Raw genomic sequence first — 25022 nt, forward strand, 5'->3', positions numbered from 1 at the left:
TGCGCGACGCGTTTCTGCCTAAATGCTGTTGTTGATTTGAATACCGCCGAACGATCGCCGGGGACCGGTTGATCGATCGATCAGCCGCGCGCCATCGCGCGGGCATTTTCCATCAGCAAGGTGAGGACGGCGCGATAGCGGGCCTCTTCTCCCGGCTCCAGAACCCCCAGCAACCGCGCGTCGCGATCAGCCTCTGCCGTGGTCAGCAGGCGCCACAAACCGCGCCCCTCCGCCGAAAGATCGAGCAGGATATCGCGGCGGCCCGGCACTTTCGTGCGGTTGACCAGCCCAATGCTCTCGATGCGCGTCAACGCACGCACGATCTGGCTCTTGCTGGCGCCCGTCGTGCGCGTCAGGCTGAGCTGGGTCATCGGCTCGTTCTTGCCGATCAGCATCAGCATATCCGCTTCGAAAGACGAAATCGCTCCGACCCGCTTGGCCAGCAGGGTGGCGGTGCGGTTGAGATAGGAGGCCAGCGTCGTCAATGGCGGCAGAACCATCACATGGACGCGCGCATCGGCAATGCCCGGCTCGTTCCGCTCATTGGGCCGCCTTTCCGACTTGCGCTCGGCCCCCGGCTCCTGCGTCCCGCCGGACAGCTGGATCTCAGCGTCGAGCATCGCCGCTGCCTCGTCGATCATGAAGCGGGTCGCACGGATGAAAAAGTCCCGCGTCGGCGCGTCGAGCCCGCCGCAGACCTCCACATTGCGAGCAATGGCAACCGCGAGGATCTCCTCGTAGACCGCCCGGCCCTTCTCGGTAAATTCCGCCTTGGAGCGCACGTCGGGACGGTGCACGAGGCCCGTGGCGGTCAGGTGTGCCAGCGACCGACTGATCTGCGCGCGCTGAATGCCCGAGAGGCGCGCAATCTGCGTGAAGGTCACCTTGCCACGTCGACCGATCAAGGACAGCAACCGCCGATCGAGATTGGCCAGATCCAGCTCGGCATCGATCTGCCGCGCGCTGGACATCTGCGCGGTCGCCAGAAGACTGTTGATCAGCCTGCCAAAAGGCGTGCGCTCGGGCGCCTTGCCAGCGGATAATTCCGGTTCTCGCGACATGATGCGCGTTATGCAATGAAACGCGCCAAAGCCAACCGGAAATCGCGAGCGCAGGGAGATCAGGGCGGGACACTGCGGTAGCGAACTGGTCACCAGCTTGCTGCGAAACGTGCTGCTTGGACCTGGCTCATTGCCCCGATGCTGTCCTTCATCCGAAGGACAGACGGCGCGGCGGCGCTTCCATATTGCTCCAGACATCATCTGGAGAAGAGCGGAATGCTGGCTGACAACAAGGTCATAATTACAGTCGCGATCAACGGCGGAATGCAGCAGGACCGCGATGGAGCGGTGGTGCCCAAGCAGCCGGTCGAGATCGGCGAAGCGGCCGCGCGTTGCTATGAGGCGGGCGCGGCGATGGTCCATTTCCACGCACGCGGCCCCGATGGCATGAACAGCGGTGATCCCGCGATCTATGCCGAGGCAATCCGCGAAATTCGCGCCCGCTCGCCGATCCTTGTGCAGACCACCAACGGCATTGGCGTTCGCCGGGACAAAATGACCGGGCAATTGCACTGGCCATCGGACAAGGAGCGGCTCGGTATCCTCGCCATCGAGCCGTCGCAGGACTTGTTCGGCATCGCCGCCGGCTCGGCGGATTTCTACAATCCGGGCGGCAATTATCCGGGCGAAACGCCCTATGTGAATTCGCCCGAACTGCTCAAGAGCACGATCAAGGCGGTCTATGAACGCGGCTCGGCACTTGAATATGAGGTGGTGGAAGCCAGCGCCCTCCATCGCCTGCTGCGCTATGCCAATGAGGGCATTTTCGATCGCGATCGTGAAAATATGTGGCTGCTCCACGGCGGCGGCTTCGGGGCAACACCGGCGATCGCTCGCAATGTGATCTTCTCGATCGATGAGGGCCTGCGACTTTTCCCCAAAGCCATCGTCGGCGTCACCGCCACCGGGCAGGACATGTTCCGCTTCGTCACGCTGGGCATCGCCATGGGGTGCGATCTCGTGCGCGTCGGCCTGGAAGACAGCCTGTACATGCCGGACGGCTCCATAGCGCGGGACAATACCGACATGGTGCGCGCCGCGACGCAGATCGCGGCGCTCTATGGCGCAAAGCCCGCGACGGTCGAGGAAGCCCGGGCAAGGTTCGGCCTCAAATCATGAGGCCGCCTGTCCTTCGGATGAAGGACATATTTCGGCCCGCAGAGCCGCTACGTCACAAGAATAAACAGAAACAAAGGGAGATTGTATGTCGAGCCGGCTAATCGCGCTGTTATCGGGCACAGCCCTGAGCATCATGCCCGCACTCGCGCACGCGCAAACCGGCACTGCCGATCGGGCGGTTGTGTCGTCCGCGCGGCAGGACGCTGCGGCAGGGCTTGAGGATATCGTCGTCACGGCGCAGCGGCGGGAAGAGAATCTGCAGCGCGCGGCCGTCTCCGTCACCGTCCTTTCCGGCGAAAATCTGACGACGCGAGGCGTGACCACCGCAGCGGCGCTGACCCAGGTGGCTCCTGCGCTGCAGGTCACGGCAGGAACCGGACCCTATACCGTCCTGACGGTCCGGGGCGTCAGCAACTTTGGCGGCAACGCCTTCTCCGACCCGGCCATCGCCGTCAATTTCTCAGGCGTATATCTTGCCAGCCCCACGGCGGTGCAGGGCCTGTTCTATGATCTTGAGCGCGTCGAGGTGCTCAAAGGCCCGCAGGGTACATTATATGGCCGCAACGCGACGGGCGGCGCCATCAACATCCTGCCGCAGCACGCCCGCATCGGTGAGCGTGGCGCGCAACTCAATTTTGAAGTCGGCAATTATGCGCGGGTTGCCGCGTCCGGCGCTGTCAACCTCCCGGTCGGCGAGACCAGCGCCTTCCGCGCCGCATTCCAAATCCTGCAACGCGATGGCTTCTTCTCGGACGGGCTCGACGATGAGCGCGGTCAGGCCGTCCGACTCTCCTATCGGCTCCAGCCGAGCAGCGCCGTCACCATCGACATCGTCGGAGATTATACCCATCAGGGCGGCCGCGGCGGCGGATCGACCGTGCGCAAGCGCTGCGGACCGGACATCTGCTATTTCGGCGACCCACGCACCAGCCTATCCCAGCAGGATGCGGCATTTGCCCCACTCGCGCGGCAGACCGACAATTCGTTCATCGACAGCGACTATTATGGGCTGCTCGCCAATGTGAATGTCGAGACCGATGCCGGCACGCTGACGCTGATCCCCGCTTATCGGACATCCAGGCTGAGCTACAACAGCGCGCAGACCGGCTTCCAGATCATCGAGCAGCAGCAGCCCGAGCAGATCTCCATGGAAGCGCGGTTCGCCTCGCCATCGGGCAATCGCTTTGGCTGGCTGATCGGGGCCTATTATCTCGACACGCATGTCACCGCCCGCTCGAACACGGAAAGCGCGGCCGCCCTCACCTACAGCGATCAGATCATCGACACATCGGGCAAGACCGCCGCCGGCTTCGGCCAATTGACCTTTGCGATCGTGCCCGCATTCCGCGTGACCGGGGGACTGCGCTACACCTGGGAGCGCAAGACCAGCGACAGCGAGCGGTACACCATTCGCAATGCCCCCGGGCCCGACCCGGTCATTCCGCTCGTCCCGGTCGGCGCGCCGGCATTTGTCGTCGACCGATCGCTGACGTTTGAAGCCGTCACATGGCGTGCCGGCCTCGAGTTTGACGCGGGACCGCGCTCGCTGGTCTACGCCAATGTCGGCACCGGTTTCAAAGCGGGCGGCTTCTTCCTCGGCCCGCCGGGCGCCAACAGCTTCGAGCCGGAAAAGGTTACCGCCTATACCATCGGCACGAAGAACCGCTTCCTCGACAACCGCCTGCAATTCAATGTGGAGGCATTCCTGCTGGACTATAAGGACCAGCAGCTTGGCTATGTGAAGCTCATTCCCCCGGCCGTGGTTCTGGTGACGGAGAATATCGGCCAGGTTCGCACCAAGGGCGTAGAAGCCGAAGCAGAACTGCTGGTCACCCCGACCACCCGGATCGGGCTGCAGGCCCAGTGGCTGGATGCGCGGGTGAAAAAGCTCGTCTATAATTCGGTTTCGACCCCCGGCCCGACCTCACAATGCCGCACCGCCGGCACCACGGTCGATTGCAGCGGACTTCGCGCGCTCAAGTCGCCGGAGTGGGTGGTCGCCGCCTCGCTGGAACAAAGCTTTACGCTCGGATCGGGCGACCACATCATCGCGAACATCTTCAGCCGCTATGAGGGGCCGCGCGAGCTGGATCTGGCCTACACGCCGGAAACGCGCGTTGGCGGATCGACCCGGACGGATGCAGTTCTGACCTATGCGTTCGAGGGCAAGGGGATGAGCATCAGCGCATTCGTCAACAACATCGAGGATGACGTCGTCGTCAACAATGTGGCGCCAAACCCGGCCTATTCGACCATTGGTGTGGTCGCGACGTCGCTGCGCCCGCCGCGGACCTATGGCGTGCGACTGTCGGGAACCTTCTGATTTCACCCGCATCACTCCCACCGCCAGGCGCGAAAGCCTCGACGCTTCTGATTGTGTCGATCTGTGCGATGGTCTATTTTCTGGACGGGCTGGTCCACACGATCATGGGCCCGCTCGCTCCCGAATTCGCGCCGATGCTTGGCCTTGGTGATGCTGATCTCGGCCCGATCTTCTCGGCCAACCTGATCGGCCAGTGCATCGGCCTGATTGCGTTTCCTCCGCTGGCCGCGAGGTTTGGCGACCGGTGGACGGTGGGGCTGACCCTCGCCGGCTTTGGCGCCGCTCAAGCCTTGACGGGTCTCGCGAACAGCGCCGAGCAATTGTTCTGGATGCGGCTGATAACCGGCGTCCTGTTGGGTGGCTGTCTGCCGAGTTGCCTTGCAATTGTCACCGCAGCCGCCCCCGTTCAACGCCGCGGCCTGGCGATCACCTTCCTGTTCACCGGCTACGGCCTCGGCGCCACCATTGCGGGCATCGTCGCCATCGCCTTTACCGGACTAGGCGGCTGGCGCGTGGCGATGGGCGCGGTGGGACTGCTCTGCCTCGCGACATCCGTCATCACCATCCTGGTTCTGCGGGACGCCGAGGATGTGGCACCGCAAAGCCACGCACCCCAACCCAGGGCCAACCCCTTGAACCTTCTGGCGCCCAACTATCGGCTGGGCACGCTGATGCTGTGGCTCGTCTTTATTACCATGCTGACCATCAGCTACTGCCTCAGCTCGTGGCTGCCGGTTCTGCTCGTCCGGCTCGGCTATGCGCCGGCCTTCGCAGCCATGGCGCTCTCCATCTTTTCCTTCGGCGGCATCGCTGCGGCGCTATGCATGGGGCTTTTGATCGACCGTTACGGCGCCTGTCGCGTTCTCGTCTCGTCCCTGCTCATCGCCGCAGCGTTCTTCTTCGTGGCCGGCCAGATTGTGGGCGCGTCCTCGGCCTTGGTCCTTCAACTCGTTCTGGCAGCCTGCGGCTTCTTTGCCCTCGGCGCTTATGGCGGCGTAAATGTCATCCTCGCCAGCTTCTACCCACCGCACCTGCGATCGACTGGCATCGGATGGGCCAAGAGCGTCGGCCGCATCGGGACGGTCGCGGCGCCGGTGCTGATTGGCGCGCAGCTTGAGGCGGGCATTGCGGAGACCACCATTCTGGCCTCCTTTGCGGTGCCGGCTATCGCGGCAGCGATTGCGTTGACGGCCATGAAGGTGTTCAAGAGGCGTGGAGTCGCGACTGAGGGGCTATAATCCCAGAGGCGGCAGGAGAGCTGAATGTCCTACATCCGCAAGATCGAGGAATGGCGCGCCCCCGTCTCCATGGGTGCCATCTATGAACGCTTGCTGGAAACCGCCGGGACCGACCAGTTCGGCACTGCCGTCCATGATTCGGTCATGACCGTCACCGGTGGCGCGCGCAGAATTTACCTGTTCGAGGCGACGGGCAGAGAAACCAGCGACCTGCAATATTTCTTCGGCGAACCACGCGTGAAAGCAATGCTGCCGGCCTATAGCCAGCATTATCACAATATCGACCCGGTTTGCGACGCCTATAGCGCAGCGCCGTGCGTGAGCGACCTCGCCATCCAGCGCATCCGGCCGCCGGACATCAGCTCCGATGAGTTCCGCAGGCGCTTCTTCGATCAGGCCGGTATCGTTGAGCGCGTATCGATCATCCAGCGCGGACCACAGGCCTGGCGCGTCATCAATGTCGCGCGCCATCGCTCCACCGGCCTCTTTACGGACGGCGAGTTGGATGCACTGGTCGGCCTCGCCCGCCTAGCGCTGCCGATGCTGCCCCTCAATCGACGGCGCACCCTTTCCTGCTTCTCCTCCGTCCAGCACATCGAAAGCCGACTGCGGCACCTCTTCCCCAATCTAACCCGGCGCGAGCGACAAGTCTGCGCCCGGGCGACCGCCGGCATGTCGGTCGAGGCAACGGCGCTGGATCTGGGTATCGCGAAAACGAGCGTCATGACCTACCGCAAGCGTGCCTACCAGCGACTGGGGATCAGCAGCGTGCCGGAATTGTGTGCGCTGGCAGCGCACTGATCTGGTGAGGAAAGGCGCTGCGAAAGGCTGGCGGAGAATTACGCGGACGTCTTTTTATCGCGCGCTGAATCTTGAAACGAGGGCTACAACACCGAAGCAATCCGCTCCGACCTTGCCCGACGGAATATCGAGGCCGTCATTTCCAGCCGATCAAACCGCCACGTGAAGATCGCGCATAACCGAGCGCATGTTCGGTCACCTTAAGGGCCATCGCGCCATCGCGATGGGATTCGAACGACTGGCCAAAAGGTTCTGCGGTATGGTCCGTATCGCGATCACCGGATACTGGCTCAAATTTGTCCACGCCCGCCTAGTGCGCCCACCAATTCTCCCCGAACAGTCAATGGTTTAAAGAAAAGCCCGAAAAGGGGCGCGCACATTTTTTATTTGCTCCGTATGTATTCCGCGCATTAATCGGTTTTAGGCACCGCCATTTAAAGCCCGAAAACATTATTTGCGCCGCAAGTGACTCGCCACTCTCGTGCATGGCCGAAGTGCTGCCCCTTTACGATCGAAGCACGGGCGGAAGGTCTTGCGATCGTCGATAGGACCATCAAACAAACGTCGGCAACACTGTGATGTCCAAAACTGATCTACAGCTTCCGCAACTGCGCCACGTTTACTCAAGCGGCAGAAGTTGTGGATTGCGCCAGCCTTGAAGGCCATCAGCGTATGGAGTTCCTCCGCCATGAAGAGGTAATGGCAATGTGCAGGGCTCTTCGATCTCGAGAATCCATCCTCGATTGCGCAAGGTCATAATGAGGTCGCCCTCGATATCGCGGCCATGTGTGCCGACGACAATGTAGGCGACTTTGTCTCCGAGAAAATCAAGAGACTCGCGAACTAGCGCCGCTTCGCCGCCCTGAATATCGACATGCAGTAGATCAACCCGGTCAAGGCCAGCTGCAATGGTCTCGAGAGTCTTAGCCTCAAGGACATCAAAGGCGTCAGGCTCAACCGATGCGAACGTCCTCGCCTCCGTCTCGGTAGGAAAATAGCGCGGCTCCTGCCCATATGAGTTGGCCGAATCTTCGGAGCGTGGAAAGATCGCGAAGCCATTTTTTCCCCAAGCGACGGAGCGATCTATCCGCACTTCATTCTCCGTTAATCCATTAATCGCGCCATGCGACTTGATCCATGAGACATGGCTTTCGTCGCCCTCGACGCCGAGCGCTAAGACCGTCCGTCCCAATCTCTTAGCCGCATACGCAGTGTTGACCATCCAGCAGCCCCATCCAGCACCAAGCTCAATGACCGTGAAGCTGTCCCGCGACAAGTCGACAGCTCGCAGAGCCGCTGCCCACTCGACTGCGCTGGCATGGAAATTTCCGGGCACAGGCATGTCATCTTCAACGCGCTCAGTCGTCCAACCGCAATAGCGAATGTCGGTATCCACACCCATGAAATTAGTGATGTAGCCCGGTCGGAACGAGCGATCCTTTTTTGAGTGTCTGGCCAATATCTCCCCGCCGCCGATTAAGTCATGATTCGTGAAGCTGTATGTTTGACGTGCAATATACTCGGGGCTGGATAGAAGATCTCTCGCAATTCTCTCCACGCTACCTTTCGAGGCATGCTCAACAATGACTTCTTCGCTTTCCGGGGAGCGGCCCAATATCGATCGATACAGATCGACCACGATTGCCTTGTTAACGATTACGTCAGACTGCATAAATTTATTCCCATTAAATTTCAGTCCCTACGCTTTTCAGGGGTATGGGTAGGCCACAACGATCGACAATGCAGCAGTCGCTGTCGAAAATGTCAATCCGCCAAATTTGTCCACCCCGCTTAGTTCTCCCAACAACGTCAAGTTTTATGGCCTTCCGTGCCCAGTCTAACATTACAAAGAAAATCCCAAAATTAACAGCGAAGTTACTATGTACATTATCTAATAAAATTTCATTCATGATTAGCGCTAGGCCGTGAACTCATAAATTTGCCTAGCGCTTAATTTGCGGCTGCGGGCAGGTCGACCTTTACTGCATGAGTTTGGATTGGGGTGAGCAGGAAGACCGCCGCACTTGCCAGGCCGACGATCCCCCAAGCGTACCGCCGGGCACTGAGGTCGATGACCGCCTTGGCTATGCAGTAAATGGCGGCCGCAAGAGCCGCAAAATTCCAGAGATAAAACGTCCACATGTGGTCAGGCTATCAAGCCTAACGATGGCGGGCAATGTTGCTAAGAGCGGTTCATGCTTCCATCTCAAGCCAGTTTCTGATTCACGCTCGGCATGAGCCGATATGATCTGACCGACTTCGAGTGGGGCGTGATCGAACCGCTGTTGCCCAACAAGCCGAGAGGTGTTCCGCGCGTCGATGACCGCCGCGTGCTGAACGGAATCTTCTGGGTGCTGCGGTCCGGTGCGCCATGGCGCGATCTGCCCGAGCGCTATGGGCCGCGCAAGACCTGCTACAACCGCTTTGTGCGATGGCGGAAGGCGGGCGTCTGGGACAGGATGATGGACGCGATCACCGCTGCCCATGAAGGCGACATCCAGATGATCGACAGCACCTCCGTTCGCGCCCATCAGCAGGCCGCGACGGCAAAAAGGGGGATCGAGATCATTGTCTCGGTCGCTCCCAAGGCGGACTCACGGCCAAAATCCACGCAGTCGTCGATGCGCAAGGGCTCCCGATCAGGCTCGGTCTGACCGCTGGACAGGCGCATGACGGGCAGGTCGCTGACACGCTGCTCAATCATCTTGGTCCGCATATGATCGTGCTGGCCGACAAGGCTTACGATGCCGACCGCATTCGCGCACTGATCGAAGAGCAAGGAGCCACGCCGAATATCCCGGCCAAATCCAACCGGAAATGGAAACCCTGCTTCAGCAAGAGGCTCTACCGCGAGCGCAACCTGATCGAACGGTTCTTCTCCAAGCTGAAGCACTTCCGCAGGGTGGCTACCCGCTATGACAAGCTCGCCGCTAACTTCCTCGCCATGGTCCAACTCGCCTCAATACGGATCTGGCTGCGTGTTAATGAGTCTACAGCCTAGTTGCCAAAGTGGGAGCTCAAGACCGCGCTCGGGGCCTTGAGCCTTATCCCATGGCACTACCGCGGTAGTGCGAAGATTTTCCGCATCGGCTTGTCCCTTCATCAAGCGGGTCGCCAATCGAACCCGATCACCCGGCTATAACGCTGTCGAAAAACGACCGAAGCTTAGGCACCAGCCTCGACCAGCGATAGTTGGTCTCATAAAAAGCGGAACCGTTGGCGCCGAGGCGATCGCCAAGATCCTTATCTTTTTCGAGAGTGTCCAAGCTCCAGGCAAATTCCCGATAGTTGCGGTAGACGAAGCCTCCGCCGGAACGCTCAACCTGTCCTGTTGTCGCCGCACATGCCCCTGTGACCATCACGGGCCGACCCAGGGACCAGGATTCTACCAAAACGAGCGAAAAACTCTCAAAATGAGATGGATTGATTAGGCACAGGGCGTGCTTGATGTAGGTTGCTTTCTCCTCTTCCGAAACAAACCCTGGCAGAATGATGTCGTCATCCGCCTCAATCTCCATTCCGTGCGGCCGTCCGATAATGACCAGCTTCACGCTTGAGCCAGATTGCTCTTTATATTTCCTGAATTGTTCCAGCAAATCAGGAATGCCCTTTGGCTTTTCTATGCGGCCAACATAGACTATATAAGGGTCAGCAAGTGGCGAGCATGTATTAGCGCTGCGGATTTCGTCAAGCACCGCTTCCTGCACGCCAGCGCCTAAGACAATCGAGTTCTTGCGATCGATCCCCAGGATCGCGCGGGCTGCAAGATCTTTTTCAGCCTGGGTCTGGTAGATGTTGGCATCATATTGCAACGCATTGGCGCCACAGCCCTGCATATATAGCCACATCTCGTCATGGAAAAAAGGAACATTTACGAGCGGAACACGGCCCCGGACTTTTGGGGCATATGTTGAAGTAGCAAACATATAGGTCCAGTTGACTATAAGGTCGAAATCTTCTGCGTAATGATCCAAATAATCACGCAGCTCGGGGACATGCGGACCATGATAAAATTGCCACTCTTCGTATGAGATCTCGCCCGCGAAAGCTTGCGCGCTCGCCGCATCCCATTGTTCCAGATTACGCCGATGATGCGGGGGAAATCTGAGAATCTCAAATTTCTCTATGTCCTTTTGGCTACCCACCGCGAGATCGCTGTCCCAATCCAAGGTCTTGGACGTCGTCGTCAGGACCGTGATGTCAAAGAACTCCGCAAGCCGCTCCGCGTACATGCGCGCAAATGCCTCTGCGCCACCCGCGACGTCGCGGCCGAAACGCTGTACGATGAACGCGATCTTACGCCGTGGCGACGGCGCAGCCATGGGAAGTGCCGCAGCCCCCTTCCGATCAGCAAGAACCAGATCCTCGGTCCATTCGAGGAAGCGCGCCTGGATCGCTGCGATGTCGAAGCGCTCGCGCACCGAGGCAGCGCCGGCTTCACCAAGACTGCGCGCGTAACCAGGTTCCACCCTGATCCGTCGCAAAACGCGAGCATAGTCGGCATAATTGAGCGACGTGAACCAGGGTTGTGTCGGTCCTAATGCTTCCGGGACTCCGCGCCGATAATGCGCCAGCACGGGCAATCCACAATATTCAGCTTCAATGACCGGAATGCAGAAACCCTCATGCTCGCTCATGCAGAGAAAGGCGTCGCAACCTTTGTAGAAAGCGACGATGTCAGCAAAAGGCAATTTGTCATAGAGAATAACGTTTTGTTCAAGCGCATGCGCGCTGATTTCCGCTCGGATCTCGTCGTCGTAGCGCTTCAAGTTTTGGTCCGAAGAGCCGACAAGGTGCAGGACGATCCGGTTATCGTACTCGCGGACATAGGCCGCGATCGTGCGAATGAGGTGGAGGTGCCCCTTGTTGTTTACACGGCGTCCTAGGAACAGGACGTGGAATCGTTCGTCCTGCCGAAGTCTGTCCAGCACAGATGATGTGGGGGTTACCCGATCGAAATCCTCCAGCTTATGGAAGTACGGGCAGTAGGTGATCCGATCCACCGGCGCACCAGCATGGACCAGGTCACGAGCATCGTAGAGGCTCGGCACGGAAAAATCGGTGCAGTAGCGCACGAGGTCCGGTGTGATGCGCCGCCCGCCTTCACAACTGCGCACCCAGTCATCGCTGTACCCTTCGAAGAATTCTGGCGGCGTTACGTTATGATAGCGCATGATCCGGATGCGCGATCGCGCTGACCTAAGCAGTGTCTCGTTTTCTTCACATCCTATCGAGTGATGGTGGATGAGCACCGTCGCCGGCTCTTCGAGGAGATCGCGGACGTAGCTTCTGTCCACGCGCCAGCTTTCAAACACCGGGCTGTAATGTTGCGCATGCACGATGACCTTGCAACCCGCGCTCAAGAGGGATCGAGCCATACCGTCGATGTCATGACCGACGCCGTCGCCATGCGCCCAGGCCGGCGTCGTGATGACCACGGTCCTTCCCCTGAGCGACATTATTGTGCGGCCTCACGGAACCATTTGATGGTGATGTCGAGGCCTGTGTCCAGATCGGTAAGTTCCAGATCCGGCAGGCATTCCTTGAGCCGAGTAAGATCTGGGCAGCGGCGCCGATGGTCGTGCGGTCGTTCCCGGAGGAACACTGGATTGAATTCGCGACCTAGCTTCGCGTGAATGCGCATAGCCAACTCGAGGATCGAAATCTCAATATCATTGCCTAAGTTGATGAAGCCGGTGACGCGCTTCTCGAGCAGATCGACGAGTATGCGTGCGCCATCCGTTACCAAGCAGAAGCTGCGTGTGTGAGAGCCGTCCCCAATCATCGTGAATTCGGGTTCGGTAAGGCCGCGTTTTACAAACTCTCCGATCACCTGGCCATATTTGGTGCCGACCATCCGGGGACCGTATTGGTTGAAAACGCGGACCGCGAGCGCTTCGATCCCCAGCTTTTGCGCACCAATACGGACGTAGAAGTCACCCATCGCCTTGCTTGAGGCGTAGGAGTCGCGATCTGCCTGAGCGTTGAGGAGAACCGGGTGCGTCTCGGGGGTCGGTATGATCATGGGATCGCCGTACACTTCCGAACTGGAGGTGTAGCAGAGATAGCCAACCTTCGTCCCCTCGACTGCCTCGATCATTGTCTGAGTGGTTGAGACGTTGACGTCGAGCACCATCCACGAAGCATCGTAGAAGTATTCGGTGCCGTTAATGGCGGCAAGGTGGAAGACCGCTTCCGTACCGTCTTCTTGCAACATCGTTCGGATACGATCAGCGGCGTCATCGTCCGTCAGATCAATTTGCTCAAAGCGGAAATTCGGATTCTGTCGTGCGACGATCAGATTTTCTTTCCGGCCCCGGAACAGATTGTCTACGCCCGTGACCGCGTAGCCACGGCGAAGGAGTTCCTCAGTCAGAAACGAACCCAGAAATCCTGCGGCACCGGTTACCATGACATGCTTCATGTGATTACACTCCTGCCGGTGCGAAACCGAGACCTTCGTAATGGATCCCCTCGATCGCCTGCGCGGGGCGCCAGACATTCCAGCCGTCAAACAGGACTAAGGGGCGGGGGGCATGTTGGAGAAGTACGGCGAGTGTCTCGGCGGACTGTGTGCGCAAAATCTCATGACGGTGCGCAATCAACACGGCGTCGACATCGGCGAACATTTCAGGCGCCAACCCACCTGTCCACTCGAAGCGATTATCCCCATATTTCTCAGGAATCCGCGTGTACTTATTCTTCTCGAGTAGCGGATCGAAACCCAGAATTCTGCTTATACCAGCATCGGCCAGACCATCGATCAGATCGAATGCGTGGGACATTCGAAAATCGTCAATATCTTCCTTGAAGGAAAGCCCCAAAACGGCAACCTTCGCGGATGAGCGATCTTTGCCCACGCGCGCAAGACCTTGCAAAACCCGTTCGACGGCAAAGCGCACAAGGGCATCGTTGGTCCGCCGCCCATAATACCAAAGGGACTGGAAATCGCGCCCGATTCCTGCCCCGTTAAAGCCATATTCAAAAATATACGGGTCTTTGCCTAAGCAATAGCCCGACACGAATCCCGGCTTTGGAACATTGTTGCGGTCATAATCTGCGTTGATCGCGTTGATCACTTCGTTGGCATCCACGCCGCGCTGAGACGACCACATGGCCAATTCGTTGGCAAAAGCAAACATGGTGTTGCGATAGCTATTGTCGGTCAGCTTGCAGAACTCTGCCGTTGTTGGAGACGACACGATAACCTGCTTTCCGCCGATTGGCTTGAACAGTTCCGAAACAAGTTCGACGCCACGATCCGAAAAACCGCTAAGGATCTTGGGAAGGTGTTCTTCCTCGGTGATCGCTTGTCCTTCGACAAGGCGCTCAGGCACGAACGACATATAACAGTCCTCGCCTTCGCGGACGTTGAGCTTTGTCTCCACAAACGCCTTAAGGCGTTCCGTACTGCCGAGGAACAGGGTCGTACGGAACACAAGCAGGATGCCCTTGCGCACATCCGGGTGAGTCAACAGTTCAGAAAGAATGTTTTCAACGGGCGATATGTCGCCGGTAGTCTCCTGTAGGCAACTTACTGCATCAGGAGCTTTCGTGCCCAAGGTGAACAGAACGGCGTCGATCTCGGACAGAACCGCCGTCCAGTCCTTGACGGGCTTGAAGCCGATGCCGTTGTGCTTCGCAAGCAATTCGCCCATGCCTGGCTCGTCGAACGGGAGCTCGCCAGCCACGAGGTTGTCAATAACTGCAGGGTCGGCATCGAAACCATAAACCTGATGCCCTGCCTCAGCAAAAACCAAACTCTGAGGGAGGCCGATCCTGCCCAGCCCGAAAAACAAAACCTTCATTGAGGGGCCTTTCAATCAAAATAAATCGCGCGGATTAGCAGACCTAAATCGCGCGTGTCGGAACTGACACCTGCTGCTGCGGGGTTAAAAAAGCCCGAACACTTCAAGCGGATAACGACGTCCTCGCCAACCCAGTCGGTGACTGACAAACCTTCGACAGATCTCTCCTTCGTGAAGTCCAGCTTACCCACGACTACACTGTCCAAAAAGATCAGCACGGAACGATCTTCAAAGAAGCCGGCAGCCTCGATGTTCAGCCGCGAACCGGTGGCGCGCAAATAGATCGTGGCCTCTTCACGGACCCAGCGGACCATGTCGCCGCCGTGATCCTCCGGCTCGTAATCTCCCTCGAAATAATCGTTAAACTGCTGCCCCTCCCGGCTGTTCCGGAACTGACCAAAGCCAGCCCCTCGTCTCATGCGCTCGGCTAGGTCCCGATAATCTGCGTGTGTCAACTCCGCGCGATCTTCGCTCGCTCCGACTGGAGACCTAGCTCTCATGCGGAAGTCGCGAGGAACCCAACGCGGACGCGCCAGCCGGAGCGCAACATCATTGACAGGCTCGCTCGACGGATGGTGACTGCGCTGGCCCATGCTGGCCCGGAGATCACCTAATTGCCGCTGGACCTCCCCCTCAAGCCGGTCAATGGCTGTAGAGAGCCTGAAATCCAGCTGCAATAAGCGCTTGGCTGACCTATTTGAGGACAGCCCAGGCCAGCGTCGACGCGTCGACTTTTCGATCTCTTGTCGCAAGCGAACTGAAGGTTGTGAAACCGCCCTCGCTTCGGTTGATCGAGCCAAACTCTTAAGAACGCCAGCGCGCGCTTTGCCAATGCGGAGTTGCGCAAGATAATGCGCGCGCCCTCCTTCATCCGCGGCGCGCCCAAGAAGACGGCGATACGCAGCCTCGATGAAGGCTTCATCATCAAGTTCCAGCAAGTCCGCACAGGCAGCGCGCTTGCGATACTCCTTGCTATTCAGAATGCTGCGATGGATAGTATCCCGGCTGTCGCCCAACCCCATGCGGCTCAGATAATGCGACAGCCCTCCTTGGTCAGCATCTCGGTCAAGCAGAATGCGGTAGGACACCCTGATGAATTCCGCTGGCGGCAAAGAAAACAGCTCACCCAAAGTCTGGACCCGAATATCTGTATGTTTGCTCAAGCTGTCAGGCCCTCGTGCGGGTTGTGCATGCGGGTTATCCGGGATTTCTATTTGCCCTAGAAGAGGAGGCTTACTATGCTTTTCGGTGCCCGCCAGCAAGCCTGCTTTCCGGGGTTTCAGCAGCGTCCGCAGCGCTTGCCAGCGGCTGGATTGTGTGATCCGCAGTGACTGCTCCAAACACTTCAAATCTGTTGCGAGCTCACCAATCTGGCCGAATAGAAACCGGCGGTCCAGGTCCATTTGCGACCATGCCGAACGCCAGGTCTCCTCAGTTCTGCGTAAAACTTTATCGCAGCTGACGACATCGGCTTGGATGCCCTCGACCAAGGCTTTCAATTGTCCGCCTTGCGCAAGGAGCTGCGAAAATTCCGCACGCATGTCGTTCTGACACCCAGACAGACGTGCTTCCAGGGCTTCGTGCCCATGGGTTACTCGCGTCTCCAGTTCCGTCAGCTTTTCATTCACATGACCGGTGATGGACGCAGACAGGTTCGCATCGCGCTCATCGGACCCCGCCAGAGCCTGTGCGCGTTCCTCTTCCGCCCATCTCCGCTTGTCCTCAGCCTCCTGGAGCGCCTGACGGTTGTCATTGCGAAGTTCATAGGTGGCCCAGTGCTCCCCGAGAGAGAATTGATCGAAGTAATTTGGTGGATAACGAAAACGGTCTCGAAGATCTTCATGCCTTTCGTGCAAATAATACCGGTTGAGTCCATCGGCGTACACAAAGCGATAGCCTCGCGACGTTAAGAGGGTCTCCCATTCGTCGTGCGTTTCGATCTGCGAGTTCGGAAAGGTGGCTTCCACCAGCACGATCCAGGGTCGCACCGCGTTGTTACCCCAACTTGACAAGGCGGCTCGCTCATGCCCCTCTACATCTACTTTTAGCCAGTGCACCTCGCGATTTCCATTGGCCGCGAATAAGTCAGCCAAGGTGATTGAAGATACGACCCGTTCTTCCCACTCACGTTTTAACTGCGCTTTGTGCGTCTCCGCGATCTGGATCGACATCGTAGAGAGACCCGTATCGGGAAACACATAAATGACATGGTCTCCCGCTTCGTCGGAGATAACGGATTCTATCACGTCCTCGTCCGGGCGGTGTTGCCGCAACAATTCCGCATAAAAGGGCACTGGCTCGACGTGAACGCCCCGCCACCCCTGTTGGTAGAACCAGCAACTCACAGAATCGAGAACGGGGTGCTGCGCTCCGAGATCGACATAGAAGCCGTGCGGCACCTCCCTCAGCGCTCTCCAAAGAAGCACGTCCTCAAAATTCTGCGCATAGGATTTCATCATCAGGCGCTCCGCCCTCTCCACATTCTATTTTATTGCTTCAAGTAGTTGACGGGTAGAATCGCTCCAAGATGTCTCAGGTCGGATAATCTCGATGTCAGCAGCATGCACTCGCTCAATCCATTTCTTCACGGCCCGCGAGAGCGTGGAAGTATCAGCATCAGCGGGGAAGTAGTGGACGCCGTTTTCCTCGTGCGATCGAAACACGGGAAGATCCCGAGCGAGTACGGGCGTGCCATAGCCTAGCGCTTCAATCAAAGGTAATCCGAAGCCTTCGGCATAGGAAGCCACGATCGAGCCGTGGCTTTGCGCGTATATAGCCGCCAATTCACGATCGCTCACATCATCGAACCAAAACAGCTTCTTCCCGTTCAACGGATGACTTTTGATGAAATTACTCAGTTCATCCACCTGCCAACCCTTCCGTCCGACAAATACAAGCGCGTCGGGCAAACCTTCGGCCCACAGCCTATCGAAAGCAGAGAGAATGTCAGCGTGCCCTTTGCGCGGCTCAAGAGTTCCTACCATCAGGAAGTAGGGCGCCGAGAGGTTCGATCGGTGAAGCGCGGTGTCAGCAGCGTCTGGACTATCTGGTTGCTTAATCGAGTACCCCATCGACAAAACTTTCGTCGCGTAACCGCCAGTCAGTCCGTAATCTCGTCTCAGGACCTCGCACAGGTGCGCCTCGGTCTGGCCGGAATTGCACAAAAAGCCATCTCCCACGCCAGCAATGATTTCGAGCCAGGCCTTGTAGCGAACTATCGTATTAGCGCCGAACCAATCAGGCCTTTCCAACGGCAGCAGATCGTGCACCAAGAACCAAAATTTAACGCCGTTTCGTCTCAAAGCCGCTAATTGTCCTCTATGCCAGCGCACCGCATCCAGCGCATAATCCAGTCCAACGAAAACGTCGCCTGACCGTCCTTCTACTGCATCAGGCTGGGTGAGGCAGTCGTCCTTTGACCAAGCTATTCGATGAAAGGCCCGGCGCCTTGTCGCCGCGACGAACTGCAATTCCCAACCTTGGGCGCGGGCTTCGGCAATCAGTTCCAGCGCCAAAGACCGTACGACGCGCTGAATACCAGTCCCTGCATCGAACCTGCTGATCACCGAAACGTCTACAAACAGGCGTCGCGGCGGAATAGCTGGCATGTTTGGCGCTGATGCAGTGCGTGAGCGGCGGCGTGCTACTCGGGCCTGCCGCCGACTTGCCGTCAAGAGGGCCTGGTCGAGCCGATAGGGAAGCAAGTCCAGAAATGCGCGAAGTGAGACGGTCATGTTGAATGCGAAACGCCTGCTATTGTGCCGCTGTCGTCGCAATGGCCATCAGTGGGAAGCGAGCAACTGCTAAACATAAAAGAAAAGCTTCGCGACAAGTCATGATAGACCAACCGTATAACCTCTTCCTTCTTTGACAATACTAAAAGGCCGAACATATTTCAAAATCGCAGCCGCTTTCATCCTGCCCATGCCAACGGCGCTAGTCAAGCAGATGAACACTCACGTAAGTCGACATAAGCGGCAGCCTACCGTGCGCCCCTCTCCCATAAACTATAACTTAAATTACAGCTGCATAAACCTTGTTATGATACTCTACCTGCCGCCCTATTGCAGGCTAATCCGAAAGAAATTCTAGCCATCTAGCATGCTTGATGTCCATCGTTATCTGCGGGAGTGGCTGCGGCGAAAATAATCAGTTTAGATACTGCCAAACTTGAAGCTCTGGGCGCAATTAGCTTAGCTTTCAGCTATGCAGGTGAAGGTTTTGGCTGTGGGCTTCGTAAGCCTGTTCGAAGTCATTGTAGAAAATTAGCTTTCCTTCATTGAGGACAGCGAAGCGCTGGCAGTGCCTTCGTACATACTCGACATCATGTGAAATAATCAACATAGCACGATCGCCTCGTTTATGAAAAAGCTCAGCTTCGCAGCGTTCGTGAAAACGCGCATCGCCGACCGCTGTGATCTCGTCTATCAAATAGCACTCAAATTCGATGATCATTGATATTGCAAATGCGAGACGGGCTCTCATGCCTTGAGAATACGAACGGACCGGCTCTCGTAAATAAACACCGAGCTCGGTGAAGTCAGAAACAAACTGAAGATTATCGTGATAATTTTGGTTGTATATACGGCTTATGAATCGAATGTTATCCAGTCCCGTGAGGCTGCCTTGAAATGCGCCGCCAAAGGCAAGCGGCCAGGACACCGACATCGTCTGCGTGATCGTGCCTAAAGTAGGGCGTTCCGCAGCGCTCACAAGGCGAATTAGGGTTGATTTGCCCGCGCCGTTACGACCCAAAATGCCTAATTTCTCGCCGCGGTCGAGCGTGAAGGAAACGTCGTCTAATATGACGCGACATCCAGAACGGGTGGGGTAGGATTTGCTGACGCGGTCAACGACGATCATTCCGGTGTGACCTCACGATTAACGACTGCAACCTGTGCGAGAGCTAACAGCGAAATTACCAGACAGCACGCAACCAGGTAGGGAAGGTCGTAGTGAGCCCGGACTTGGTTCCCGAAATATCCTTCCCGCACCAGTTCGACACCATTCACCATGGGTACGTAGAGGATATAGTGCTGCGCTGCTTGCGGGAGCGCATCAACCATGAAGGCGGCGCCAGAAAGTGGAAAAGCGATATATGACACCGGGTGCCAAAGTCTTTCAACGATATCGCTCTTCTCTGCCAGCGCACCCAACAGCATGCCCAAGCCCGCTCCGAACCACGCAATCAACAGCCATCCTTGAATGACCGTAAGCACGTTGTCAGGCGGTTCCAGCCAGCCGATGTAAATGTAAAACAGGCTGAGTGTGACAAATGAAATCGTCGCGCCACCCGCCTCGAGCAAAAGGCGGGCTAAAAAGACATCGATCACTCGAACGTTGCGGTGATACATCAGGGCTAAGTTAGGCTCGATGGCTCCAATGCAGCGAGTGGGCATGTTGCGCCACAGGAGGACGCTCGAATATCCTGTCAATGCAAAAGCAACAATCGGTAACGACGAACCATGTACCGATTTCGCCAACGTCCACAGGATCGTAACGCCGGTGGTGAAAAGCATCGGCTCGGCAAACAGCCACAGAAACCCGATATTGTGGCGACCATATCTCGTCAGAATCTCGCGCATCAACAGCGCGTAGATCACGCGGCCTTGAACTGCCGCACTTCGCCGGAGGGGGGGGAGCAAGCTACTCATGTTTCTCAGTCCCGATGTTCCATCATGCCGGCTATAAGCATGCTAATGATTCCCCAGGCGGCGAGGCCGAGGAGTAGAGTAGAGAAGACTCCGCGCCACCTGCGCGGCTCAAGGGGGTCGTCCGCGAGATTGGGTTGTACAATGCGCTCCACATAAGCCTGCTTGCGGCGCGCTTCGTTTCTGGCCTCCTCCAGCGAGGCCATGGCGCTCGCCAATTGCTTGTCGGCAAACTGGCTTTCCAGCCAGAGGCGTTGATACCGAGCGGCGCGCGAGGAGAGCGACTTGCTGTTTCCTGTGACCACGCCAAGTTGCTCACTAATCTCCGAAGCGATTCCGGCCGCGCGTGTTTCGAGTACCGGAACCTGCGGGTTCTGAGGTGCGAACGCACGAAGTTCGCGAAGCTGTGTGCGGGTTGCGATCAGTTCGTCCTGAAGTTTTGAGACCATCTGGATTTGAACCGCCGCCTGCTTTTCTGGGTCGATGACTCCCGCTTCGTTGCGATAGGCGGAGAGTGCGAGTGCGGCGGCCTGTGATTTATCTTTTGCTTCCGCCACTTCCCGCTCGGCGAAACGAATTAGATCTTCACGTCCACGTTCGTTCAGCTTGTTGACGGTCGCTTCCGCCATCTCCAGCAGGCGCTCATTGAAGTGGTGGGCATCTTGTGGCGTGTACGCGCGAAGCGTCAGCGTGACGATGGACGAAGTGGAGTCCTGTTGGATCTCCACCTTTTTCTCATAGTATTTATAGAGATCCTCGAAAGTGCCGCCGGTCCCCATGGGATTGAAGCGATCAAAAATTGAGATCGAGGGCGCGCTATATGCACGCACAAAGTCATTTTCTCTATTTAGGGTCTGCAGTGCGTCGCGTGAAAGAACATAGTCGTGAGCAGCATAGATCTCGTCTCCAGCGTTGGCAAAGCCGGTGCTTTTGAGAAGCATTCCGAGGCCCGATGTCGCTGGCTTGTCCGGGCTGCGCACAACAAAGCGGGATTCGGAAATGTAAACATCCGATGCGAAAATCCCAAAGTATAAGATTGAAAGAAAAGTTGGAATAGCAACCGTCAAAAGAAAAAGCGGACGTGTTTTATTTAAAATCTTCATGAGTGGCTTTTTCGCTCTCTCAAGTTCAAATGAACCATCTTTGGCCTCCTGCCCGGCACCATTGTAGCCGTTCGTTGCAGGGTTGTTTGCATTCATGATGTGTAAACCTTGACACGATTGTGTTGGCCGATTGCCTAGAGTTAGGCTAAGGCCCTAGCCTTCCACGCTATGCGCGTCCAGTGTAGACAGATGCGGTCGGCCCCGCTTCAATAGCACATGGACGCAGGCTTCCTTGATCCGCGCTCCGGCTTGCTTCATAGGTCCGGCGTCTGCGGGTACTTGTGTTTCCATGTTGGTGCTGAATCCATGCTTAGAATATCGATTAGATCCGCTCACGTAACGGCGAGCGTGGGGCTGATGCTCTCACTTAGTGCCTGTGCGACTGTACCCTCCTCTGGTCCCTCGTCGCGTGGGGTCAACGCCGCCGATCAGTTGACAATGGCTGATACCCGGATCCGAATCATCGACGTGACCGATGCGGTGGCCCGCAATATCCTGGCAAGCAACCGGCAGGCGTTGTTTTCCGAAAGCCTTGGAGAAGGCCAAGCGATCGGTTCGGTAATCGGCAAGGGAGATTTGCTCGACATTGCGATATGGGAGGCTCCCCCAGCCGCACTGTTCGGTGCTGCAGGGGGCAACACGCAACTGACTTCCAGTTCGACCGCGCGGGGAACCTCTCTACCGGACCAGATGGTCGATAGCGATGGCCAGATTGTCGTACCATTCGCGGGCCGCATCAGAGCCGATGGCCGCACTCCCCAGGACATCGCCCGCGAGATCACGAGCCGCCTTGTTGGCAAGGCGCACCAGCCTCAGGTGATCGTGCGTCTCGTGCGCAATTCGGCAGCAAACGTCACGGTCGTTGGCGACGTTGCTGGCAGCGCTCGAATTCCACTCACCGCGCGTGGTGAGCGCGTGCTTGACGTGCTGGCAGCAGCCGGTGGGGTGAAGCAGCCGGTCAACAAGATGACCATTCAGATTACCCGCGGCGCGCAGGTTACATCGCTACCGCTCGAGACCGTTATCCGCGATCCGAGCCAGAACGTGCGGCTGCAGCCTGACGACGTCATGACGGTACTTTTCCAGCCATACAGCTTCACTGCACTTGGCGCGGTGGGTCGCAGCGAAGAACTGCCTTTTGAAGCGACCGGACTGACGCTGGCGCAGGCCATGGGCCGCGTAGCGGGGTTGCAGGATTCGCGCGCCGACGTGAAAGGTGTGTTTGTTTTCCGCCTTGAGAATCCCGCGGCGCTTTCGCCCGAGATTCGCATAACATCGCAGACGACTTCCGACGGAAAAGTTCCTGTGATTTACCGAATCAACATGAAGGACCCATCGACTTTTTTCATCGCGCAGAGTTTCCCGATCCAGAACAAGGACATCCTTTACGTGTCGAATGCGCCGCTCGCTGATATTCAGAAGGTGCTTGGCGCTGTTTTCTCGACAGTGCTGCCAGTAGCGACGACTGCGGCCATAATCTCGCAGAACAATTGAAACTTTATAATCTGCCGCCTTCCGATGTCGTAAAGCTTCGGTCCATTTTCCGTATCGATGGCGGATGCCCGCATTCGCCTCATGGCCGACGTGCAGTTCGAAGCCGGGCGCGTCCTGGCACCGTTGGCGGGGCGCCTCGCACCCACGTGGCCGGCTGGTCGTGGTGCAGTTCGCTGGCGACGATCCGGCCGTGGAGATTATACAAATTATCTGACTAGGCGAGCAGCCCTTACCGAACAGCCGCAGGGCTTGATCCGGCTCACGCAAGCGGCTCTATCCGGCCGTATGTCTTCCACACTCTATCCGATGACGCGGCGTCCATTCGCTTCGAGATACACGTGCTGGGCAGCTAAGGAGACCGCATCCCACGCTAATCGGTATGTCGGCGCTCTATTCCGCCTGGACTGCCGCCCTTATATGTCGCAGATCAAAAGCGAGCGCTTGGCCGGGCCAATGACGATACCTGTGTATCTGGCTGCGACGCACGAAATTCTCACCAAGTATTGCAGTCTCTAATTCTAGAATAAGTGTCTGGTTGAACAGGGTGCATTACGGCAAAATTGTTTACGACTTGGTAAGTATCGGTATGCCTTTCTTATCGCATCATTTTGCTGATCGCCGGCCCGCCTTCTGTCCGCCTTCTGGAGAGCAAGCGCTCCAGACTGTTACCAAAGCTGCAGAAAGATGGAAGGGGGAGAACAGATGGCCCCTGTCGATACTCCTTTGGATGCAAGTAGTAAATAAAGGCGTGTTGGCACGTAGTCGGAGCTGTCAACTGTCCAGCCTCCATGAGCAGCCCCATAGCTGCGGGCCAGTAATGGAAGTTCGCGGACCGGATCCATTTTAGCTTTACGGGTTTGGCCATTCCGTAGATTTCTAGCCCGTCTCGCCGACTGTTGTGCCATATCCTCCTTCGACTGCCTACGTTGTGATGTCTCTGGCGATGCCGGCGACTGCGAATCGATTATTGGATGCCAGCCAGATCGATCCTGCCACGCCAGCTTACGGAGCCTCGATCGCTCAACTTCATAAATCTTGTTCCGTCATCACTGTGAGGACCCGGCAGGTAACCGTCTCGTCTGAAGGGTCCGGCGAGCCGAACTCAAGGTTCACGTCATAGACGTCAATCTTCCAGAAGTAACGCGCACCGTCGTGACCGACTTGGCCGAAATCGTGCTCGCGCCAAGGATCATTTCCCCCATCAAAATCATCGAATTGGCGTATTCTGGCAAGAATTTGCAGCATCTGATCCTGTGGTAGGGCAGCAAACGCTCGCGTGAGCAATGTGCGTCCACCGAGGCCAGTAGTTCTCAACCGATCATTGAGTTCCCGAATCCGCTCGGCTTTCGAAGCGTGAGTCATCTCATCGCGACAATCCATGTTGTCGTTCCTTTGCTGCTTATGGTGAAAATGGGAGCTAGGCGGCTGGCGTGATGGCGAGCCGCATCATTCCGGGCGGCCACACAATCCGCGGGGCGTTGGCGAAGCCGCAGTTTTTGCGCCTGATCAGCTTCATTCCGATAGAATCGAAGAGGTTGAGTGCGGTCGGCGTGATTCCGGACACTACGGTGTAATGGTCGGGGTCTTCAGCAAGGTAGAGAAGGACGGGTTTACCGCTGACCAAGCTCACTTCGATCCATTCGAAGGCATCATCGATCGCCGACCACTTTCGATAGTCAGGTCGCTCGACAAGAAAGCGGTGCCTTGGGAGGCTTGCAGCGCGGGCGATAAGCTTCGTGACGGCTAGCCGCCGACGTAACGACAGGCCCCATGTTAGAGCTTCGACCGGGTCTTTTTTGGAAACGAAGGCCACCGCCTCATGAAACAGCGCCCCATAGTTCAGTCGCGACAGAGCAATACCAAGGGTGGCAGCGCTCAGTCGCACAGCATTGATCGCAGCGTAGATGCCGCAAAAACAATCGAGTTCGCCTTGCTGGAGCGGCTTCAGGCGGTTGGCCGCTGCTAGCTGAACGATGTTGGAAGATGTGGATGCTGACGGTGAATGGGGGACAATGGCTTTGCCCCCCGCGCTCACCGGATCAGCCTCAGGGCGTAGCGACCATCGACGTTCACGCTGTTCAGCGCTTGAAGTGGCAGCCCATCGAGTTTAGAAATTTTGAGGTGAAGGTCGGACAAATCAATTTCGCAAAATAAATTATGAACGACCAATATCAAAACAACACTCCAAATTTTGAATGTGAAAATTAGCTATAGCAAAAATCAGCAAGTACGTCAATTTGAAAAATTGACCAGTTTTTTAAAAAAAATCAAACAGTATTTCAAATTCCGGATCTATAAACTAAATTTCTTTGATTGTGCGATCGGCACCGCGATCATTCGGCCATCTTTACTTTCGACAGCGCGATGCCCTTCGAGAACAACGACCAGCCGGCCGTCACGACCTATGACCGTGCGAGCATTTGG

Annotated in this window: 20 protein-coding genes; 6 read left to right on the forward strand and 14 right to left on the reverse strand. The window is 57.3% G+C overall.

The genetic code is table 11. The annotated features are described in order from the left end of the window. Positions 1 to 80 precede the first annotated feature (80 nt). Positions 81 to 1061, reverse strand: coding sequence for a MarR family winged helix-turn-helix transcriptional regulator (locus M2336_RS01375; RefSeq protein WP_264573644.1), 981 nt, complete (start codon positions 1059 to 1061; stop codon positions 81 to 83). A gap of 216 nt (positions 1062 to 1277) precedes the next feature. Between M2336_RS01375 and M2336_RS01380 the strand changes: the two genes are divergently transcribed. The 4 genes from M2336_RS01380 (at position 1278) to M2336_RS01395 (ending at position 6542) form a co-directional block, all read left to right on the forward strand. Next, the gene (locus M2336_RS01380) at positions 1278 to 2180 is read left to right on the forward strand and encodes a 3-keto-5-aminohexanoate cleavage protein (RefSeq protein WP_264573645.1); all 903 of its coding nucleotides are present in this window, start codon (positions 1278 to 1280) and stop codon (positions 2178 to 2180) included. 85 nt (positions 2181 to 2265) lie between these two features. After that, a complete protein-coding gene (locus M2336_RS01385; protein WP_264573646.1) occupies positions 2266 to 4503 on the forward strand; it encodes a TonB-dependent receptor in 2238 nt (745 codons plus the stop codon). A gap of 68 nt (positions 4504 to 4571) precedes the next feature. After that, a complete protein-coding gene (locus M2336_RS01390) occupies positions 4572 to 5741 on the forward strand; it encodes an MFS transporter (protein ID WP_264592509.1) in 1170 nt (389 codons plus the stop codon). Positions 5742 to 5765: 24 nt separating this feature from the next. After that, positions 5766 to 6542 carry a helix-turn-helix transcriptional regulator gene (locus M2336_RS01395; protein WP_264573648.1) on the forward strand — a complete coding sequence of 259 codons (777 nt, stop codon included), beginning with the start codon at positions 5766 to 5768 and terminating at the stop codon, positions 6540 to 6542. Between the two features lie 136 nt (positions 6543 to 6678). Here M2336_RS01395 and M2336_RS01400 read toward each other — a convergent pair whose 3' ends face one another. The 3 genes from M2336_RS01400 to M2336_RS01410 form a co-directional block, all read right to left on the reverse strand. Then, positions 6679 to 6846, reverse strand: a complete 168-nt coding sequence (locus M2336_RS01400; protein ID WP_264573649.1) for a hypothetical protein — start codon at positions 6844 to 6846, stop codon at positions 6679 to 6681. Between the two features lie 315 nt (positions 6847 to 7161). After that, positions 7162 to 8214 carry an FkbM family methyltransferase gene (locus tag M2336_RS01405; protein WP_264573650.1) on the reverse strand — a complete coding sequence of 351 codons (1053 nt, stop codon included), beginning with the start codon at positions 8212 to 8214 and terminating at the stop codon, positions 7162 to 7164. Between the two features lie 278 nt (positions 8215 to 8492). Next, the gene (locus M2336_RS01410) at positions 8493 to 8684 is read right to left on the reverse strand and encodes a hypothetical protein (RefSeq protein WP_264573651.1); all 192 of its coding nucleotides are present in this window, start codon (positions 8682 to 8684) and stop codon (positions 8493 to 8495) included. 92 nt (positions 8685 to 8776) lie between these two features. On the opposite strand from M2336_RS01410, the gene M2336_RS01415 reads away from it, so the two are divergent. Next, a protein-coding gene (locus M2336_RS01415; protein ID WP_264573652.1) for an IS5 family transposase occupies positions 8777 to 9543 on the forward strand; the annotation gives its coding sequence in 2 pieces (ribosomal slippage) (positions 8777 to 9089 and positions 9089 to 9543; 768 coding nt in all). A 127-nt stretch (positions 9544 to 9670) separates the two neighbouring features. On the opposite strand, the gene M2336_RS01420 is transcribed toward M2336_RS01415, so the two are convergent. The 8 genes from M2336_RS01420 to M2336_RS01455 form a co-directional block, all read right to left on the reverse strand. Beyond that, positions 9671 to 11980 (reverse strand): glycosyltransferase family 4 protein, encoded by a 2310-nt coding sequence (locus tag M2336_RS01420; protein ID WP_264573653.1) that lies wholly within the window; start codon positions 11978 to 11980, stop codon positions 9671 to 9673. Positions 11981 to 12000: 20 nt separating this feature from the next. Then, the gene (locus M2336_RS01425; protein WP_264573654.1) at positions 12001 to 12966 is read right to left on the reverse strand and encodes an NAD-dependent epimerase/dehydratase family protein; all 966 of its coding nucleotides are present in this window, start codon (positions 12964 to 12966) and stop codon (positions 12001 to 12003) included. 4 nt (positions 12967 to 12970) lie between these two features. Continuing rightward, positions 12971 to 14350: a nucleotide sugar dehydrogenase gene (locus M2336_RS01430; RefSeq protein WP_264573655.1), complete on the reverse strand. Its 1380-nt coding sequence runs from the start codon at positions 14348 to 14350 to the stop codon at positions 12971 to 12973. 11 nt (positions 14351 to 14361) lie between these two features. Next, positions 14362 to 16809: an FkbM family methyltransferase gene (locus M2336_RS01435; protein WP_264573656.1), complete on the reverse strand. Its 2448-nt coding sequence runs from the start codon at positions 16807 to 16809 to the stop codon at positions 14362 to 14364. A 24-nt stretch (positions 16810 to 16833) separates the two neighbouring features. Then, positions 16834 to 17958: a glycosyltransferase family 4 protein gene (locus M2336_RS01440; protein WP_264592510.1), complete on the reverse strand. Its 1125-nt coding sequence runs from the start codon at positions 17956 to 17958 to the stop codon at positions 16834 to 16836. A 592-nt stretch (positions 17959 to 18550) separates the two neighbouring features. Continuing rightward, a complete protein-coding gene (locus tag M2336_RS01445) occupies positions 18551 to 19213 on the reverse strand; it encodes an ABC transporter ATP-binding protein (RefSeq protein ID WP_264573658.1) in 663 nt (220 codons plus the stop codon). Beyond that, positions 19210 to 20004, reverse strand: coding sequence for an ABC transporter permease (locus M2336_RS01450; RefSeq protein WP_264573659.1), 795 nt, complete (start codon positions 20002 to 20004; stop codon positions 19210 to 19212). The genes M2336_RS01445 and M2336_RS01450 overlap by 4 nt, the downstream gene beginning before the upstream one ends. A 5-nt stretch (positions 20005 to 20009) precedes the next feature. Further along, entirely contained in the window at positions 20010 to 21200 is a 1191-nt protein-coding gene (locus M2336_RS01455; RefSeq protein ID WP_319801483.1) for a hypothetical protein, read from the reverse strand. Positions 21201 to 21542: 342 nt separating this feature from the next. Between M2336_RS01455 and M2336_RS01460 the strand changes: the two genes are divergently transcribed. After that, positions 21543 to 22598: a polysaccharide biosynthesis/export family protein gene (locus M2336_RS01460; protein WP_319801484.1), complete on the forward strand. Its 1056-nt coding sequence runs from the start codon at positions 21543 to 21545 to the stop codon at positions 22596 to 22598. A 1026-nt stretch (positions 22599 to 23624) separates the two neighbouring features. Here the strand turns inward: M2336_RS01460 and M2336_RS01465 are convergent. Then, on the reverse strand, positions 23625 to 23978 hold the full coding sequence (locus M2336_RS01465) for a DUF3768 domain-containing protein (RefSeq protein ID WP_264573660.1): 354 nt from the start codon (positions 23976 to 23978) through the stop codon (positions 23625 to 23627). A gap of 37 nt (positions 23979 to 24015) precedes the next feature. Further along, a complete protein-coding gene (locus M2336_RS01470) occupies positions 24016 to 24633 on the reverse strand; it encodes a hypothetical protein (protein ID WP_264573661.1) in 618 nt (205 codons plus the stop codon). Positions 24634 to 25022 lie beyond the last annotated feature (389 nt).

This window comes from Sphingobium sp. B1D7B, from assembly GCF_025961965.1.
In the GTDB taxonomy this organism is placed as follows: domain Bacteria; phylum Pseudomonadota; class Alphaproteobacteria; order Sphingomonadales; family Sphingomonadaceae; genus Sphingobium.

Bases quoted from the DNA above. Each gene is read 5' to 3' on its own strand.
- M2336_RS01435 (WP_264573656.1), bottom strand. From the start codon at position 16,809: ATGATGAAATCCTATGCGCAGAATTTTGAGGACGTGCTTCTTTGGAGA.
- M2336_RS01410 (WP_264573651.1), bottom strand. From the start codon at position 8,684: ATGTGGACGTTTTATCTCTGGAATTTTGCGGCTCTTGCGGCCGCCATT.
- M2336_RS01405 (WP_264573650.1), bottom strand. From the start codon at position 8,214: ATGCAGTCTGACGTAATCGTTAACAAGGCAATCGTGGTCGATCTGTAT.
- M2336_RS01380 (WP_264573645.1), top strand. From the start codon at position 1,278: ATGCTGGCTGACAACAAGGTCATAATTACAGTCGCGATCAACGGCGGA.
- M2336_RS01425 (WP_264573654.1), bottom strand. From the start codon at position 12,966: ATGAAGCATGTCATGGTAACCGGTGCCGCAGGATTTCTGGGTTCGTTT.
- M2336_RS01390 (WP_264592509.1), top strand. From the start codon at position 4,572: ATGGTCTATTTTCTGGACGGGCTGGTCCACACGATCATGGGCCCGCTC.
- M2336_RS01395 (WP_264573648.1), top strand. From the start codon at position 5,766: ATGTCCTACATCCGCAAGATCGAGGAATGGCGCGCCCCCGTCTCCATG.
- M2336_RS01450 (WP_264573659.1), bottom strand. From the start codon at position 20,004: ATGAGTAGCTTGCTCCCCCCCCTCCGGCGAAGTGCGGCAGTTCAAGGC.
- M2336_RS01430 (WP_264573655.1), bottom strand. From the start codon at position 14,350: ATGAAGGTTTTGTTTTTCGGGCTGGGCAGGATCGGCCTCCCTCAGAGT.
- M2336_RS01445 (WP_264573658.1), bottom strand. From the start codon at position 19,213: ATGATCGTCGTTGACCGCGTCAGCAAATCCTACCCCACCCGTTCTGGA.
- M2336_RS01440 (WP_264592510.1), bottom strand. From the start codon at position 17,958: ATGCCAGCTATTCCGCCGCGACGCCTGTTTGTAGACGTTTCGGTGATC.
- M2336_RS01460 (WP_319801484.1), top strand. From the start codon at position 21,543: ATGGCTGATACCCGGATCCGAATCATCGACGTGACCGATGCGGTGGCC.
- M2336_RS01385 (WP_264573646.1), top strand. From the start codon at position 2,266: ATGTCGAGCCGGCTAATCGCGCTGTTATCGGGCACAGCCCTGAGCATC.
- M2336_RS01465 (WP_264573660.1), bottom strand. From the start codon at position 23,978: ATGGATTGTCGCGATGAGATGACTCACGCTTCGAAAGCCGAGCGGATT.
- M2336_RS01455 (WP_319801483.1), bottom strand. From the start codon at position 21,200: ATGAATGCAAACAACCCTGCAACGAACGGCTACAATGGTGCCGGGCAG.
- M2336_RS01375 (WP_264573644.1), bottom strand. From the start codon at position 1,061: ATGTCGCGAGAACCGGAATTATCCGCTGGCAAGGCGCCCGAGCGCACG.